This is a genomic window from Sporosarcina ureae (assembly GCF_002109325.1).
GTDB classification, from domain to species: domain Bacteria; phylum Bacillota; class Bacilli; order Bacillales_A; family Planococcaceae; genus Sporosarcina; species Sporosarcina ureae_C.
In genome coordinates this window covers 1,610,010-1,624,858 of sequence record NZ_CP015348.1, presented here as the reverse complement: position 1 = coordinate 1,624,858, position 14,849 = coordinate 1,610,010, and the positions used below count along the sequence as shown (strand labels likewise).

Genomic DNA, 14,849 nt, shown 5'->3' with positions numbered 1-14,849 from the left:
TGAAGAAAATGATTGTAGAAAAAGTTTTAATGAATGTTAGGGATTTAGATCCAAGTGAGTATGAAAGCCGTCATAAAGAGAAAGTGTACTTAGAAAGTGCACACTTAATGAAAAGAATTCAACGCGTGGAAACTGATCATGGACGTGAAATTGGCATTCGATTAAAAAACCCACGTGATTTAGAAGCGGGAGATATTCTGTTTATGGATGATAAGAATATCATTCTGATTGATGTGCTTTCAGATGATTTAATTATTATTAGCCCACGCACGATGCTTGAAATGGGGACGATTGCTCATCAGCTAGGCAATCGACATTTGCCTGCGCAGTTTGAGGATGAAGATATGCTCGTGCAATATGATTATTTAGTTGAGGATTTGTTGAAAGAAATGGGTATTCCATTTAAGCGAGAAGAACGAAAAGTAGCCAAGGCTTTCCGTCATATCGGACATAGCCATGACTAATCATGCACTATCCTTGCTGCAGCTATGCGATTCCAGTTTCCCGATCGGCTCTTTTAGCCAATCATTCGGACTGGAGACATATATTCAGAAGGACAAGGTTACAGACGCCAATACGTTTTCCGAATGGCTACATGTCTATGTGCATGAACAACTTGCTTATGCAGACGGCTTGGCTGTAAGACTTGTTTATGATGCATTGGATAAGGAAGATTTTGATAAGATTTGGGAATTGGATCGCATATTGACTGTGCAGAATCTCGCCCGCGAATCACGTGATGGTACTCAGCGCATGGGAGATCGGATGTTAGACATTGCAAAATCCATTTACAATATACCGATGTTATCTATTTACGCGCAGAAAATTCAGGACAAAGAAGCTTTTGGCCATCCGGCTATTGTATTTACAATGATTGGACATCACCTTCAAGTCGAAAAGAATACAACAATTCTATATTATTTATACTCGACGGTTGTTAGTCTTGTGCAAAATGCCGTGCGGGCTATCCCGCTTGGACAAACTGCTGGACAGAAGATTATATACACGTTTCAACAACAACTTCAACAAACAACAGACAAAATAATGGAGTTAGATCAAGAAGAGTTTGGTATCGTATCTCCAGGACTCGAGCTTTCACAAATGCAGCACGAACGTGTTGGCATACGTATTTTTAGTTCATAATGAACGCAATGAAATTGATATTAAGGATGTGCTTAGAATGGGACCAATTAAAATAGGTGTTGGCGGACCAGTTGGTGCAGGAAAAACTATGCTGGTCGAAAAGATTACACGCGCTTTAGAGGGCGAAGTAAGTATGGCGGTTATTACTAATGATATATATACGAAAGAAGATGCCAAGTTTTTAGTTGCGAACGGTATTCTTCCAGAAGACCGCATTGTCGGAGTAGAAACAGGAGGTTGTCCACATACGGCAATTCGTGAAGATGCATCGATGAACTTCGCGGCAATTAATGAATTGAAGGAAAAACATCCCGATGTTGAGCTGATTTTTGTAGAAAGTGGCGGGGATAACCTAGCAGCCACATTCAGTCCGGAACTCGTTGACTTTTCCATTTATATAATTGACGTGGCGCAAGGTGAAAAAATCCCACGTAAAGGTGGGCAAGGAATGATTAAGTCTGATTTATTTATTATTAATAAAACAGACTTAGCCCCATATGTCGGCGCAAGACTTGAGGTAATGGAATCTGACACAAAGATATTTAGAGGAAAGAAACCGTTCTTTTTCACCAATTTAAAAGACGATCAAGGACTAGATGAAGTGGTAGAGTGGGTCAGAAAACATGCTTTATTAAAAGGACTAGGACAAGATGTCTGAATGGACAGGCGTTCTTGACCTCGTCATGGAAAATCGGCTAGGCCGCTCCGTGGCGAAAACTGTCTACTTCCAAGGCGCATTTAAAGTGATGCGTCCTGTCTATTTCAATAAGAACAGTTATCCATGCTATTATTTATTGAATCCTGGCGGTGGCTATTTAGATGGAGATCGGTATCAAATGAAAGTCACGCTTGGTGAAGGGGCGATGCTGACGCTAACGACTCAGTCGTCGACGAAAGTATATAGAACACCAACCAAGCCAGCGTACCAAGAGACGATTTTTCGTATGAAAAAAGACAGTTATCTAGAGTACTTACCGGATGCACTGATTGCATACAAAGATGCTAGTTGTTATCAGAAAAATAGTATATATATGGAAAAAGGGGCGACCTTGCTGTATTCCGATATATTGACTCCCGGCTGGTCGCCGGATGGTGAGAAATTCAGTTACGACATGCTTCGTTTGAAAACAGAGATTTATATGGATGATCAGCTTGTTGCTTTTGACCATATTAAACTCCATCCGGCATCACAAGATATGAATGCGTTAGGCTTTATGGAAGGATACACACATTTAGGTTCGTTAATTGTCGTTGGTGAAAAAACGAGTGATGCTCTATTGGATCGATTGTATGAGGCGATTCAACGAGAAGATGGGGAGTTTGCATTTGGATTATCCAAGCTTGCTGTTCCCGGCTTCACGATTCGCATATTAGCAAACTATACACAGGTTATAGAGCGAATTATTTCAGTCTGTCACCATATAATTAGCGACGAATGGTATCAAACGAAACCAAGTTTTTTACGGAAGTACTAGGACCTACCCGACAATTCAAAAGAGTTGTCGGGTTTTTTACCAATTGAAGTAAAGCTATATTTATAGTTGCTACGCTGAAGTTTATCAAATAGTGGAAGTATTAAAGACCATATTTCAAATGATTGAAATATGGAATTTTGGGTATCATTATATATATGCACTATAAAGTATAAGGTCGAAACCTTACTCTACTTCCTAACTACACATAATAGGTAATATCGTTAATTGATTTGACAATCACCAATTCCTGAGATATATTCGAATATCATTTGTAATGAGAAGAGAAAAATATAAGTGGGCAGGAATGTTAGAGAAATTAAACTTTAGGCTAGATCGCTTGAATTAGTAGCGATGGATGAAGTAAGATAGCCTATTCTATAAAAAGAGACTTCATACTATTTTGGAGGTGTTTCCTGTGGTTGATGACTTTGAAGCGGAAAAAGTTTTTGAAGACAGGCCGTACGAGCGAATTCAGTTTAAGCTCATATTAGAAGGACGTAAGTATAAAGGTGACTATCATGAAGGTGAAATCCAGTGGCTTCATCCACATCCCAAGCAAGATGTCGGCGAAGAAGAAGTTATTGCCATAGAGGACAAAGTGTTAGAACTGTTGTCTGAGCAAGGAATTAGAAATGAAGCAGATGATATTGAAATCGAACGTTCCCTTAGCAGAAATCAAACCCGTCCACTTCAGTTATTTAAATTGAAGATCCAAGGCGAGGAGTTTAAAGGGACATTTATTAATGGCGAAATCGAATGGTTTCATCCTAAACCAAGACGTAAACTAAAAGATGAGCGCGTAAAGAAAATTGAAGAAGATGTTCAGAAAAAGCTAAAAGAACATCTAGAATAAAAAATGAAACTGCGTGACTGTTTTGTACTTGAGACAGAGTGCAATCTCAATTTGTTTGACCTTTCTGACAAGATATGCCTACAATGGATATACAAATGAAATAGTCGTTACCGCTAGGGGTGCTCTGTGGAGCTGAGAGAAGCATATTGCTTTAACCCTTTAACTTGATCCGGTTCATACCGGCGTAAGGAAGTGGTGCAGATGTTACGTAGCTTCTTTTTGGGGCTCAGTGACGTCTCTCCGCCACTTCTGGTCAAGAAGTGGTTTTTTCATTTACTACGAAAAAGGGGAGAATATACATGAAGTTCACTGAGCGTTTATTAGAGAAGACATTACCGATTTGGAGACAGAATCATAGTCATCCATTTGTACAAGAGATTGGAAATGGTACGTTGGATCAGGAGAAGTTTCGATTTTATATGGTGCAAGACTATTTGTATTTAATTGATTATGCGAAAGTATTTGCTATAGGCACAATGAAAGCGACCGATGTCGAGATGATGGGGAAATTTGCTGCGTTACTTAACGGTACACTAAACACAGAAATGGATCTTCATCGACAATATGCAGCCCGCTTTGGTATTACTGAAGAAGAGCTTGAGAATGCCGAACCATCTCCAATTGTCCTTGCCTATACGCACTATATGCTGCATGTTAGTCAAAATGGTTCTTTGGCGGAAGTCGTCGCTGCATTATTGCCGTGTGCGTGGAGCTATTGGGAGATCGGCAAAGAGCTTGCTGAGTTGCCTGGTGCGTTGGATCATCCGTTGTACGGTGACTGGGTTCGCATGTATTCATCGGAAGACTTTGGCGAGTTAGCTACTTGGTGCTTAGAATTAATGGACGAAACTGCAAAAGGAAAGCCTGAATCAGAATTAGTGAGGTTAGAAGAAATCTTCCTTAATACGACTCGTTATGAGTATATGTTCTGGGATATGGCTTATACGAAACAAATGTGGCCCGGTGTAAAAAAAGAGCAATCGATGACAAATTAATCTACAAAAAACGTCCAACTATTTCGGTTGGATGTTTTTTTATTTAGAATCGAAAAGTTGTAAACAGCGCATGCTATTCTTGAAGGAGGTGTGCGCCATTTTTGCAAAAATAGGTTTAGCACTTGGAGTTTTATTGACAAGTGGGTCGGGCATTAGGGATGCGCCAATTACTACACTAAGTAAAGTGGAAGTGCCGGCATATGCGAAATGGTCAAGGCTTGCTATCAAGCAAACGATGCTCAAGTATCCCCAGGCAGAGATCAAGGATTATTTGCATATCGCTACCAACTCAAAGAAAGTCACGAGTGTGGAGAAGTTTCAACTTTGGTTAAAAGAAGACGATCGAGAATTCGGTGTGATCGTGACAGTCACCTATTCAGCTGAAACAGGTAAATTTATTCGCATTGACTTTCAAGAAATACCTGTTAAATAAATCAATGCCCCTATACCATATATTCTGGCGTAGGGGCGTTGATTTATTCAGGGTCTTTTTGATAAAAGAAATTGTGGATCAAGATGTCGTTGGCATATCGCTTGTGATAGATATGCGTGGCGGATGGTGTACATGGAAATAACTATGCCTAATTAACCGAATCTTATTTAATCTGAAAGTAAACGACGTATCATTTCCTGTCCCGCATCTTTCGGATAGGATCGATACAGGTGACCAGATAAGCGAACGGGATCACCAAAGAAATACCGTTCGTATTGTGTTTGTCGTGTGCCGAACGAACTCATCGTCAAATCCCAAGCTAGACGAAACAGTTGTACACGTTCAACCGCAGTTTTTGTAGCTCCTTGTAGATACTTTTCGAGATCAGGCTGAATAGCGGAATGAAAATCCTTATCGGTAGGTAAAGCAATCATCCCACTTGCTCCGATTAGCTGAATGATCTCACTGAAACGCGGGTAGACTTTCGGGAAAATATTGCTTGCTACTTGAAGCGGTATTGCACTGGGACACATATATCCCCATTGATCGAGTGCAGCATCGGCTTCCGATTTATCTCGCAATGCTTTCATCGTTTCGAGCCCAATAATTATTTCAGATAGCTTTTCTTGAATGTGGAGATATTCTGCTATATTAATGGTTTGGACGAGCTGCTCTGCCAAATTCAGCATGAACTCCGTTTTGACAATCTGTCTCGTAATGACTTGATGCGTGGCAAACGGATGGAATGAACTCTTTGAAAAAAATTCTGAAGCTACTTCCGGGTTGTGATGAAAGAATACACGCTCCCATGGGACCAGAACATTATCGAAAATAACTACAGAATCCATCTCTTCAAAACGCGAACTAAGTGGGTAATTGAATGTAGAATCCCCACCGACAAATGATTCCCTGCAAAGAAAACGCAAACCTTTTGTACCGGAAGGAATGGAAAAGGCGAAAGCTTCATCAGGATCTCCAAGAAAAGAAGGTGTGCTGAATACCAGTACTTCATCCGTCACGCCACCCTGAGTTGCAAGTAGCTTAGCTCCTTTAATGATGAGTCCTTCAGACGTCTTTTTAATAATCCTTGCTGAGACAGGTTCATCTGACATATTAAAAGCACTCTGAGATCGATTGACCTGTGGCGTAATGAAGGTATGAGTAAAAGATAGGTCCTCTTCTCGCGCTCGTTCATACAGCGCTTGAATATGTTCTGGAAAGCAGTTTTCCTTACCGAGCAAGTGAGGGGAAGATGAGGCAAAGCTCATGATCACCGTATTGAGGTAATCGGGACTTCTACCAAGCAAGCCGCAAGAAAGTCTTGCCCATTCTTCTGTCATGATTCTGCGATTTTGCAAATCGGTTTTGGTTTTAGGTTGTAAGTAAGAAAGTCCAATTCGCTCATTTGTGACTGGCGAAGCATATGTCATGAGAGATCTATGTGAAGGTGACAGTTGTAAATCATATAGAGAAGCCTTTGTTTCTATAAGCCCCTTAAAAGCTGGATGTTCAGAGATAGGTCCTTTCAATTGTTGCCCATCGAGCCAAATTTCCGCGTTCTGCGCATTCATTCTGCGTACAAAATCATTGCCATTTATAGCACCCATACCATTCCTCCTGAATTTTCTAGTTGCTATAGTATATTATGGCATCTTCATGAATGATCAAAATAGTTCTCGTTTTGAACAATAGACAATAGTTTTGATACAATACAGAAAGAGTACATAGGAAATTTATCTGGGCCAGGGAAAGGTGTGTATACAATGAATGAAGAATTGGTAATGAAGTATATCGTGTCGTGTACAAATCTATATGGGATTGTGCCTGTTGAAAAAGTTATTGAAATCTACAATAATCAAAATGAAGAAAGTATTTCATTGAATGAAGTGGAAAGTCTTTTGCAATCTACGCAAATGAAACAAAAACTTGAGGAGAGTTTCGTCTATATTCAATCAAATGAATTTGTAGCTGAGGCGACAAGCGAAGAAGATGAAAAGGAAAATCTAAAACTAAGTGCAGCTGAAAAGCCATATTATGTACCGGGAAAAGAAGAACTGCTATGTTACATTGACGAAGAGTATTTTCAAGAAACTCCCGAGCAATTACTGGTAAAGAATATGTTGAAAGAGGACTTCGGTGATCAATTGGATGTCGATGAAGAAGTCTCTGAACTAGTATATAATCTGCAAGTAAGTGGCGGCGACTTCATGATGGAACTATCCTTGTTTATAGCTGGTCTAGAACTGCCTATCAAAAAATCTGAGCGTTATATCCCTGCGATTGTCGAAGTAGCAGACACTACTAGATTGTGGGAAAATCGTGGACATACTATGAAAGAATTACAGCAACTCTAATTAGTTCGTTTCAATAGACAATGCTCAACCTAGCAAGATAGAATAAAGGTACATTAAACACACATTAAACATTTTGGAGGATATGACTCATGACTTTAAAAGAATTGACTGCAAAAGAAGTTCAAGAGCAATTGGAAAGTGGTAAAAAACTGAATATCATCGATGTACGCGAAGATGACGAAGTAGCAGAAGGTATGATTCCAGGTGCAGAACACATCGCCCTCGGTAATCTACCTGTCGAAATGCACGACTTGAATGCAGAAACACCCTTCATCCTCGTATGCCGTTCAGGTGGCAGAAGTGGCCGTGCTCAAGAGCTTATGGCAGACGAAGGATTTGACGTAACGAACATGGTAGGCGGCATGCTAGCATGGGAAGGCGAAACAAAGTAATAAGTTAAACCAAAGCTGTCGTAAGAAGTGAAAACTTCTTACGACAGCTTTTTTATTAAAAGGGATAGAAGTTGAATTGCACTGTAACGATGCATCCCGTCTTCTAATTCATTAATCCGCTGACGTGTAGACATAACCTCAAAAGTCCAAGCGTATAGTGAAAGAAAAAGGCGGTGTCTGTATGAAAAAGTGGCTTGTAGCAGGGTTACTCATAATTTTCTCATTAGGTGGAGTGTTATACGGCGTCAAAGCATCTGATCGTGGCTTCTTTCTGCCCTCTGAGCTTGGTGGGGTAAGTATCCTCATTGACCCTGGACATGGTGGGGAAGACGGGGGGGCTTCGGCAGGTGAACTCATTGAAAAAGATATTACATTAAACATTTCCCATGAAGTGAGTAAACTTTTAAAGAAAAAAGGTGCAACTGTAGAAATGACGAGAGAGAAAAGTGGCGATGCGATTGCAGAACATGCACCATCCGAGAAGTTCACTTCGTTGAGAAGCAGAAAGTTCGCAGACTTGAAACTACGTGAAAGCATGGCAGTCGATTCGAAGCCGGATATGTTTATCAGCGTCCACGTTAACGCGATCCCAGAAGAGCGCTGGAGAGGGGCGCAAGTATTCTATCATCCGGGTGGCCATCCTGAAGGTAAGCAACTGGCGACATCAATCCAAAACGAATTGCGCGATCAATTGAAAAATACAGAGCGGGAAGCTATGAAAATCACGGGAGTCTACTTATTGAAAAAAGTACCAGTACCGGCTGTGTTGGTTGAAACAGGTTTCTTGTCCAATCCAGAGGAAAGGAAATTATTGTCGAATAAATCTTATCAGAAAAAAGTAGCAGCTGCGATTGTAGATGGAATCGTAAAATATCAACTTGCTGATGAACAATGAAGCATATGACGTTTGAGTGAATAGTGAATATGATATACTGAAAAGGAGTGAATGAATTCAGTAGGGAGTGTCGAATGTGATTAATGAACAACAAGTTCGTGAACTGATTGGCGCATTGGAAGATCCGTTTTTACATAAAACATTGGCAGAAACAAATGGAATTGTGGATGTAACCATAAAACCTGAGAAAGAACATGTCAGTGTTAAAGTCGCGATTGCGAAAGTGAATACCGGAGAGCAATTGACGCTACAATCAAAAGTGGTTGAAGTATTGAAAGAAGCAGGAGCCGACTCGGTTGGCATTCGTTTTGAAGAATTGCCTAAAGAAGTATTGGAACAATTCCGCGGCACGGTGACGGAAGCGGAAACGCAGGATATCTTATCACCTTTATCTAACATTGAATTTATTTCGATTGCATCTGGTAAAGGCGGCGTCGGAAAGTCTACGGTCTCTGTGAACTTGGCAGTGGCTTTAGCAAGACGCGGCAAAAAGGTCGGATTGATCGATGCAGATATTTATGGCTTTAGTGTACCAGATATGATGGGTATTACGGCTATGCCTGAAGTACGTGAAGATCGCATCATGCCAGTAGAACGTTTTGGCGTAAAAGTCATTTCAATGGGCTTCTTTGTTGAAGACAACGCACCCGTTGTTTGGCGTGGACCTATGCTTGGAAAAGTGTTGGATCAATTCTTCCGTGATGTGGAGTGGGGCGAGCTGGATTACTTATTGCTCGACTTGCCACCAGGAACAGGTGACGTAGCACTTGATATTCACCAAATGATCCCTGCGTCTAAAGAAATCGTCGTTACGACTCCACATCCAACTGCAGCATTTGTAGCAGCGCGTGCAGGAGCGATGGCGTTACAAACTGAGCATGAGCTACTTGGTGTAGTTGAAAACATGTCTTGGTTCGCATCTAAAGCAACAGGTGAGAAAGAGTATGTCTTCGGTCAAGGTGGAGGTGTCCGTCTTTCTGAGGAGCTTCGTACGGAACTATTAGGACAAATCCCTCTTGGTCAGCCTGACTGGAACGAAACGGAATTCGCACCTTCAGTTTATGCAGAAGATCATCCGATTGGAAAGATCTACTTAGAAGTTGCTGATACAGTAATCAAAAAAACTAAAAAGTAATAAATAGCAGACGAAAAAGGTTATTTTCCTTCTTCGTCTGTTTTTTTATCTTTTCCTCCATCTTTTCCACTGTCCTCAGCAGCCCCTTTACCAGCTTTCATAATCAGTTCTTGCCACTTTGCTTGCATGAGTGGGCTATTGATCGTATCTTCCACAGCCTTCTCCATTTCTTTCTTGAGTGTCGCTGAATTAACGATCTTCTCCATCTGTTTCATCATGTCTGGCTGTCCGAAAAACTTCTCCATTTCTTTTTGAAATGAAGCATCTCCCATCAAATCTTTCATAATATCGGCTTGTTGCTTTTTCATGCTCTTAGCTACGCTTTCAGTAAACTTAGGATCTTCAAAAGCTGTCTTCCAAAAACGCTCTCCCTCTTTAGAAAGTAAGACGTTTTCAATACTTTGCTTCACTTCTGGTTGTTCGAGTACGAGTAACTCCCTGAACTCAGGATCAGTCATTATTTTCCGGAGTGCTTTTTTTCCATCTTCCGTCTGGATTGCATCTGTCATCATCTTCTTCATTTCGTCATAGCTTGGTGACGCCTGACTTCCTCCGCTGCAACCCGCAAGGAATAGAAGGAATAGAAAAATGCCTGCAAATTTTTTCATTCCACTCAACCTTCCACTTGTATTTTCATTTATTGTTCACAATATAAGAAGGAATATGCATGATTCGTTCAATGAAATAGATTTTTTTGTCGATCGTTGATACACTAGGATGGACATGATAAAAAGGGGAACAGTGCTGTGACAATACGAAATTGGGTTAAATTTTTCTTGCGCGCAATGGCAATTGGTGGATCAATTACAGCGGTTGTTGGTCTAATAGTACGTTGGGACTTCTTCTATGGATATTTACAGGCAGGCGAGATAGGGCAATTTCTTGGTGCCTTTTTATGGATGATTTTTTTAGGCTTTACGATGAGTGTAGTTGCGCAAATGGGCTTCTTCGCCTATTTGACTGTTCATCAGTTTGGCGTCAATATGTTCCGTACGTTAACTTTGTGGAACTGGGTGCAAATGCTAATCATAGTCGTTGTGCTGTTTGATTTAGTATTTTTCCGTTTCCAATTAACGAAAGCAGATACAAGTCGGACGTTTCTGTATATTTTCTTACTCATTACTTTGATCGGTGTATCAGTAGTGACAGCGTACTTTAAAGCGCAATGGACGAAAAAACATGCGCTGATTTCTGCGTTGTTTTTCATGATCGTCATTACGACGCTGGAATGGTTGCCGGCGCTTATGGTTACTTCCGGTAACAAAGATGAATGGGTAACCATTCTTCTATTCCCACTGCTTGCGGTAAATGCATATCAATTATTAATATTGCCTAAATACAACAGACAATCCGATATTGATAAAGAGAAGTTGGACAAACGCAGAAATGAAAGAAAAAAGACAAAGAAAAAAACAGTTAAATCCTAAAAAAACTGACAGGAGATTTCTCTCCTGTCAGTTTTTATTGTGGGATTTTTTTCGTTTTAACAGTGGATCGGAATAAGAGATCCTCTACGGATTGAAAAGTACGACTAGCAATCAAACGCTGAATATCAGCAGTGGCCACTTGCTCATGATGATCATATGGAACGGTAATGATTTCACCTTTGGAGGCTTTTGGTAATGTACCGCCAGACCATTGTACAGTAGACCCAAGTGCATTGATTTCTGCCTTGCTCAACTGCTGTAACAAGGCTAAAGGGAATTCCTCATCTGTCGTACGGAACCAAAGCGGACGTGTGTTGAACAGTTCTTCAAATGTTTGTAGTTGCTTACTCAAAAGTTTCGGATCACTTTCATAGTGTTGACCTTCGGTACCGAGTAAAGCGATAGGTAACGAGCGCTTGTTAATTTGTTCTGTAAGGTGGGGAAAGCGTGAAGCCCAGTCACTATCGATGAAAAGAAGGGGATACGGTTGTGATAAATGTTCGAGAAGCTCCTCTACTTCTTTTTCACCGAAAGAAATGTTAATCGTCAACGCAGAACCTTGTGTACCTTTTACTATCACTGCCGGTTGTTCTGTTAATCGGAAAACCGTCTTCAGAGTAGAAGTAGGCTTGGCCAATTGTGGGATAAACGCTAAGAACACTGCAATCAAAACGAAAGAGAAGAGAAGTTTTTTTATCATGCCAATCTCCTTAATTATGTGAAGTCTAAACTATTGTATGAAAACCTCTTGACGTCTATGACTAAGCCTATTATAATTAAAAATGCTTGAGGGATTAAAAGTACTTGTTGCAAACAGTTAGCAAGCATGCTATAATGATTTTTGTCGTCAAACATAATATGTTTATTATTATTCCGCAGTAGCTCAGTGGTAGAGCAATCGGCTGTTAACCGATCGGTCGTAAGTTCGAGTCTTACCTGCGGAGCCATTTTTTTATGCTTCCATAGCTCAGCAGGTAGAGTGCTTCCATGGTAAGGAAGAAGTCGCCGGTTCGAGTCCGGCTGGAAGCTCCATGAACACTTTAATGGCCCCTTGGTCAAGCGGTTAAGACACCGCCCTTTCACGGCGGTATCACGGGTTCGAATCCCGTAGGGGTCACCAATTAACTTTTATAGTAAAGCAGCAATGAGCGTACTTAGGTACGTGACTGACTAAGCGAGTGAAGCCTGACGCAGCAATGCGAAGCTTATCGCAATTTTAACAAGGTGGGGTAGCGAAGTGGCTAAACGCGGCGGACTGTAAATCCGCTCCCTCCGGGTTCGGCGGTTCGAATCCGTCCCCCACCACCATTTTTTTACTTTAACGAAAATATAACCATCTATACATTGGGGTATAGCCAAGCGGTAAGGCAACGGACTTTGACTCCGTCACTCGTTGGTTCGAATCCAGCTACCCCAGCCATTTAACTAACATACTTACAATTTCATAATACATATGTCGAATCCTTGTTATTTATAAAATAATATAGGGTTTTTTTGTGAAGAAAAACAGTAGTTCATATAGAACAATTCAAATAATCATGTATAATAATCTATAACACGTATAGGTAGTTTCTCTTGTTTTAACAATGAATATGACTGAATATAGGGATTGTGATATAGCTATGGAAGAGTCTTTAAATAATATGAAGAAATTCGTGGAGTCAAGTAGTGAAAAAGAATTACAAAAAACACTTAGTGATATAGCTTATACATTAGAGCAAGCAGCTATAGTTGCAATTACTGACTCACGCGGGACGATTCAATATGCCAATGAACATTTTGAAAAACTCTCGAAATATTCGAGTGAAGAATTAATTGGCTCGAATCAGAGTATAGTAAATTCAGGCCACCACGATGCAGCCTTTTTTAAAGATATGTGGTCTTCGATTGGCTCGGGTAAAACTTGGCGCGGTGATATATGTAATCGTGCGAAAGATGGATCCACTTATTGGGTCGATACAACAATTGTCCCGTTTTTAAATGATAAAGGTAAACCTTATCAATATATTGCAATTCGCTATGATATTTCAGAGAGAAAGCAGATGGAACTAGAAATACGAAAAAGCGCGGAGCTTTATGAAATTATTACAGCTAATGCATCTGATTACATTGCCGTGATTGATCGGGAGGGCAATTTTTATTATGCATCTCCATCTTTCCAAAAGCTTCTCGGACATACAGAGAACGATCTATATTCTCGTTCATTTTTTTCTTACATATATAAAAAGAATCGACAAAAGGTAGAAAAGAAGATTTCGCAGTTTGTAGGGTATCAACGTCAAACAATGAACTTAGAGTTTTCTTTTTTAGATAGTAAAAATGGATTGCATATTATGGAAGCGAAAATTGATGAAGTGGATGAAGCACTCGAATATGAAGATAAGCTACTAGTCGTCATGCGAGATGTCACAGAACGTGTGAAGTCAGAAGCGAAAATTAAGTATCTGGTCTATAACGATCAGTTGACTTCCTTAATGAATAGAAATTCATTTAGAGAACAGATGGCTTTGGCATTTGAAAGAGCACGCACCCGCAAACAAGTATTTGCACTTGTCCATATAAATATTGATCGACTCCGTTATGCAAATGATTTACTTGGGCATGAAGCGGGAGACTATTTATTGGCGATGGTCGGAGAGCGACTAAAAAAGAGAACGGGACCTGAAAGTTTGTTGGCTCGTATTGCAGGAGACGAGTTTGCATTCATTATCACAGGACTGAAAGATGAAGAGGAGTTCTATAATCATGCGGAAGATATTCGTACCTTTTTAGAGAAACCGATTCAAGTAGGCAAGCAAAGTTACACATTGTCTATTAGTTGCGGTATTTCTATGTATCCTGAACATGCAAATCAACCCTCCGATTTGATTACTAAAGCCACTTTGGCATTAGGCAAAGTCAAGTTGCGAGGTGGCGGCGATAGTGAAATGTATGAGCCGGGTACTTCAAAGATGTCGTTAGAGCGAATATTACTTGAAAATGAATTACGTAAAAGTGTCCAACAACAACACTTTTATCTGGAGTATCAACCAAAAGTTTTACTGGATACCGGTAAGTTAGCAGGTGTTGAAGCACTCGTACGTTGGAATCATCCAGATCTGGGCATTATACCCCCTATGAAGTTCATTCCATTGGCTGAAGAAACGAAGATTATTGTGCCGCTAGGAGAATGGATTTTACGTGAAGTTTGCAAGCGTGCGCAGATTGAAGCAGCAGCTGGTGAAACGTGCCGATTTGCTGTGAATGTCTCAACTGTCCAAATGAAAGAAGAGGGTTTTGTAGACTCTGTCTTGAATATAATTAAGGAATATCACGTGCCACCTGAAATGCTCGAGTTGGAACTGACAGAAAGCTCGTTTATGGATACGGATGGTATGAAGGATGCCATTCAGAGGCTACGAAGTGAAGGCATTACTATTGCGATCGATGATTTCGGTACAGGCTATAGTACATTCAGTTATATAAAAGAACTTCCAGCTGATACGCTGAAAATTGATATGGCGTTTGTACGCGATATTTTAGAGAATGAAAATAGTCAGGCCATTGTCAAAGCGATTGTGACACTTGCTGATACAGCGGGATTGAATGTGGTAGCAGAAGGAATAGAATTACCTGAGCAGGCAAAAATGCTCTATAATTTAGGATGTCGTGAAGGACAAGGCTATTATTATGGTCGCCCGATGTCATTAGAAGATTCACTACAGATTAGAGAACGTCGTTCAGTTTTTCAAAATAAAAATTAATATG

16 protein-coding genes, 5 tRNA genes and 1 riboswitch are annotated in these 14,849 nt (G+C 40.4%); of the genes, 18 read left to right on the top strand and 3 right to left on the bottom strand.

Features of this window, described 5'->3' with window-relative positions:
• Positions 1-8: 8 nt before the first annotated feature.
• From ureE to SporoP32a_RS08090, 7 genes are all read left to right on the top strand, one after another.
• Complete coding sequence (gene ureE, locus SporoP32a_RS08120; RefSeq protein ID WP_085427440.1) at positions 9-464, top strand: urease accessory protein UreE; 456 nt, start codon at positions 9-11, stop codon at positions 462-464.
• Positions 457-1,143 (top strand): urease accessory protein UreF, encoded by a 687-nt coding sequence (locus SporoP32a_RS08115; protein ID WP_085427439.1) that lies wholly within the window; start codon positions 457-459, stop codon positions 1,141-1,143. The genes ureE and SporoP32a_RS08115 overlap by 8 nt, the downstream gene beginning before the upstream one ends.
• 37 nt (positions 1,144-1,180) lie before the next feature.
• The gene (gene ureG, locus SporoP32a_RS08110) at positions 1,181-1,801 is read left to right on the top strand and encodes an urease accessory protein UreG (RefSeq protein WP_085427438.1); all 621 of its coding nucleotides are present in this window, start codon (positions 1,181-1,183) and stop codon (positions 1,799-1,801) included.
• On the top strand, positions 1,794-2,618 hold the full coding sequence (locus SporoP32a_RS08105) for an urease accessory protein UreD (protein ID WP_085427437.1): 825 nt from the start codon (positions 1,794-1,796) through the stop codon (positions 2,616-2,618). Before ureG ends, SporoP32a_RS08105 begins: the two co-directional genes overlap by 8 nt.
• Positions 2,619-3,033: 415 nt before the next feature.
• Positions 3,034-3,471 (top strand): HicA family toxin-antitoxin system, encoded by a 438-nt coding sequence (locus SporoP32a_RS08100; RefSeq protein ID WP_232319615.1) that lies wholly within the window; start codon positions 3,034-3,036, stop codon positions 3,469-3,471.
• Between the two features lie 105 nt (positions 3,472-3,576).
• Positions 3,577-3,679: riboswitch (TPP riboswitch) on the top strand.
• A 91-nt stretch (positions 3,680-3,770) separates the two neighbouring features.
• The gene (gene tenA, locus SporoP32a_RS08095) at positions 3,771-4,466 is read left to right on the top strand and encodes a thiaminase II (RefSeq protein ID WP_085427435.1); all 696 of its coding nucleotides are present in this window, start codon (positions 3,771-3,773) and stop codon (positions 4,464-4,466) included.
• Positions 4,467-4,554: 88 nt separating this feature from the next.
• Entirely contained in the window at positions 4,555-4,899 is a 345-nt protein-coding gene (locus SporoP32a_RS08090; RefSeq protein ID WP_232319636.1) for a DUF3889 domain-containing protein, read from the top strand.
• 167 nt (positions 4,900-5,066) lie between these two features.
• Here the strand turns inward: SporoP32a_RS08090 and hpaB are convergent, their stop codons facing one another.
• Positions 5,067-6,506, bottom strand: coding sequence for a 4-hydroxyphenylacetate 3-monooxygenase, oxygenase component (gene hpaB / locus SporoP32a_RS08085; protein WP_085427433.1), 1,440 nt, complete (start codon positions 6,504-6,506; stop codon positions 5,067-5,069).
• A gap of 156 nt (positions 6,507-6,662) precedes the next feature.
• On the opposite strand from hpaB, the gene SporoP32a_RS08080 reads away from it, so the two are divergent.
• The 4 genes from SporoP32a_RS08080 (at position 6,663) to SporoP32a_RS08065 (ending at position 9,675) form a co-directional block, all read left to right on the top strand.
• On the top strand, positions 6,663-7,253 hold the full coding sequence (locus SporoP32a_RS08080; RefSeq protein WP_085427432.1) for a hypothetical protein: 591 nt from the start codon (positions 6,663-6,665) through the stop codon (positions 7,251-7,253).
• A gap of 89 nt (positions 7,254-7,342) precedes the next feature.
• Positions 7,343-7,645, top strand: a complete 303-nt coding sequence (locus tag SporoP32a_RS08075; RefSeq protein WP_085427431.1) for a rhodanese-like domain-containing protein — start codon at positions 7,343-7,345, stop codon at positions 7,643-7,645.
• 181 nt (positions 7,646-7,826) lie between these two features.
• Positions 7,827-8,540, top strand: coding sequence for an N-acetylmuramoyl-L-alanine amidase (locus tag SporoP32a_RS08070; protein ID WP_085427430.1), 714 nt, complete (start codon positions 7,827-7,829; stop codon positions 8,538-8,540).
• 76 nt (positions 8,541-8,616) lie between these two features.
• On the top strand, positions 8,617-9,675 hold the full coding sequence (locus SporoP32a_RS08065) for an Mrp/NBP35 family ATP-binding protein (protein WP_085427429.1): 1,059 nt from the start codon (positions 8,617-8,619) through the stop codon (positions 9,673-9,675).
• Positions 9,676-9,695: 20 nt separating this feature from the next.
• Here SporoP32a_RS08065 and gerD read toward each other — a convergent pair whose 3' ends face one another.
• Complete coding sequence (gerD, locus tag SporoP32a_RS08060) at positions 9,696-10,283, bottom strand: spore germination lipoprotein GerD (RefSeq protein WP_085427428.1); 588 nt, start codon at positions 10,281-10,283, stop codon at positions 9,696-9,698.
• Positions 10,284-10,421: 138 nt separating this feature from the next.
• Here gerD and SporoP32a_RS08055 point away from each other — a divergent pair, with 138 nt between their 5' ends.
• A complete protein-coding gene (locus tag SporoP32a_RS08055) occupies positions 10,422-11,102 on the top strand; it encodes a KinB-signaling pathway activation protein (RefSeq protein ID WP_085427427.1) in 681 nt (226 codons plus the stop codon).
• 34 nt (positions 11,103-11,136) lie between these two features.
• Here SporoP32a_RS08055 and SporoP32a_RS08050 read toward each other — a convergent pair whose 3' ends face one another.
• On the bottom strand, positions 11,137-11,802 hold the full coding sequence (locus SporoP32a_RS08050; RefSeq protein WP_085427426.1) for a polysaccharide deacetylase family protein: 666 nt from the start codon (positions 11,800-11,802) through the stop codon (positions 11,137-11,139).
• Between the two features lie 172 nt (positions 11,803-11,974).
• On the opposite strand from SporoP32a_RS08050, the gene SporoP32a_RS08045 reads away from it, so the two are divergent.
• From SporoP32a_RS08045 to SporoP32a_RS08020, 6 genes are all read left to right on the top strand, one after another.
• Positions 11,975-12,049: transfer RNA gene (locus tag SporoP32a_RS08045), tRNA-Asn, on the top strand.
• Positions 12,050-12,058: 9 nt separating this feature from the next.
• Positions 12,059-12,134: transfer RNA gene (locus SporoP32a_RS08040), tRNA-Thr, on the top strand.
• A gap of 13 nt (positions 12,135-12,147) precedes the next feature.
• Positions 12,148-12,222: transfer RNA gene (locus SporoP32a_RS08035), tRNA-Glu, on the top strand.
• Between the two features lie 103 nt (positions 12,223-12,325).
• Positions 12,326-12,410 (top strand) — tRNA-Tyr (locus tag SporoP32a_RS08030).
• A gap of 37 nt (positions 12,411-12,447) precedes the next feature.
• Positions 12,448-12,522 (top strand) — tRNA-Gln (locus tag SporoP32a_RS08025).
• Between the two features lie 223 nt (positions 12,523-12,745).
• The gene (locus SporoP32a_RS08020) at positions 12,746-14,845 is read left to right on the top strand and encodes a sensor domain-containing protein (RefSeq protein ID WP_158232736.1); all 2,100 of its coding nucleotides are present in this window, start codon (positions 12,746-12,748) and stop codon (positions 14,843-14,845) included.
• The last annotated feature ends 4 nt before the right edge of the window (positions 14,846-14,849 follow it).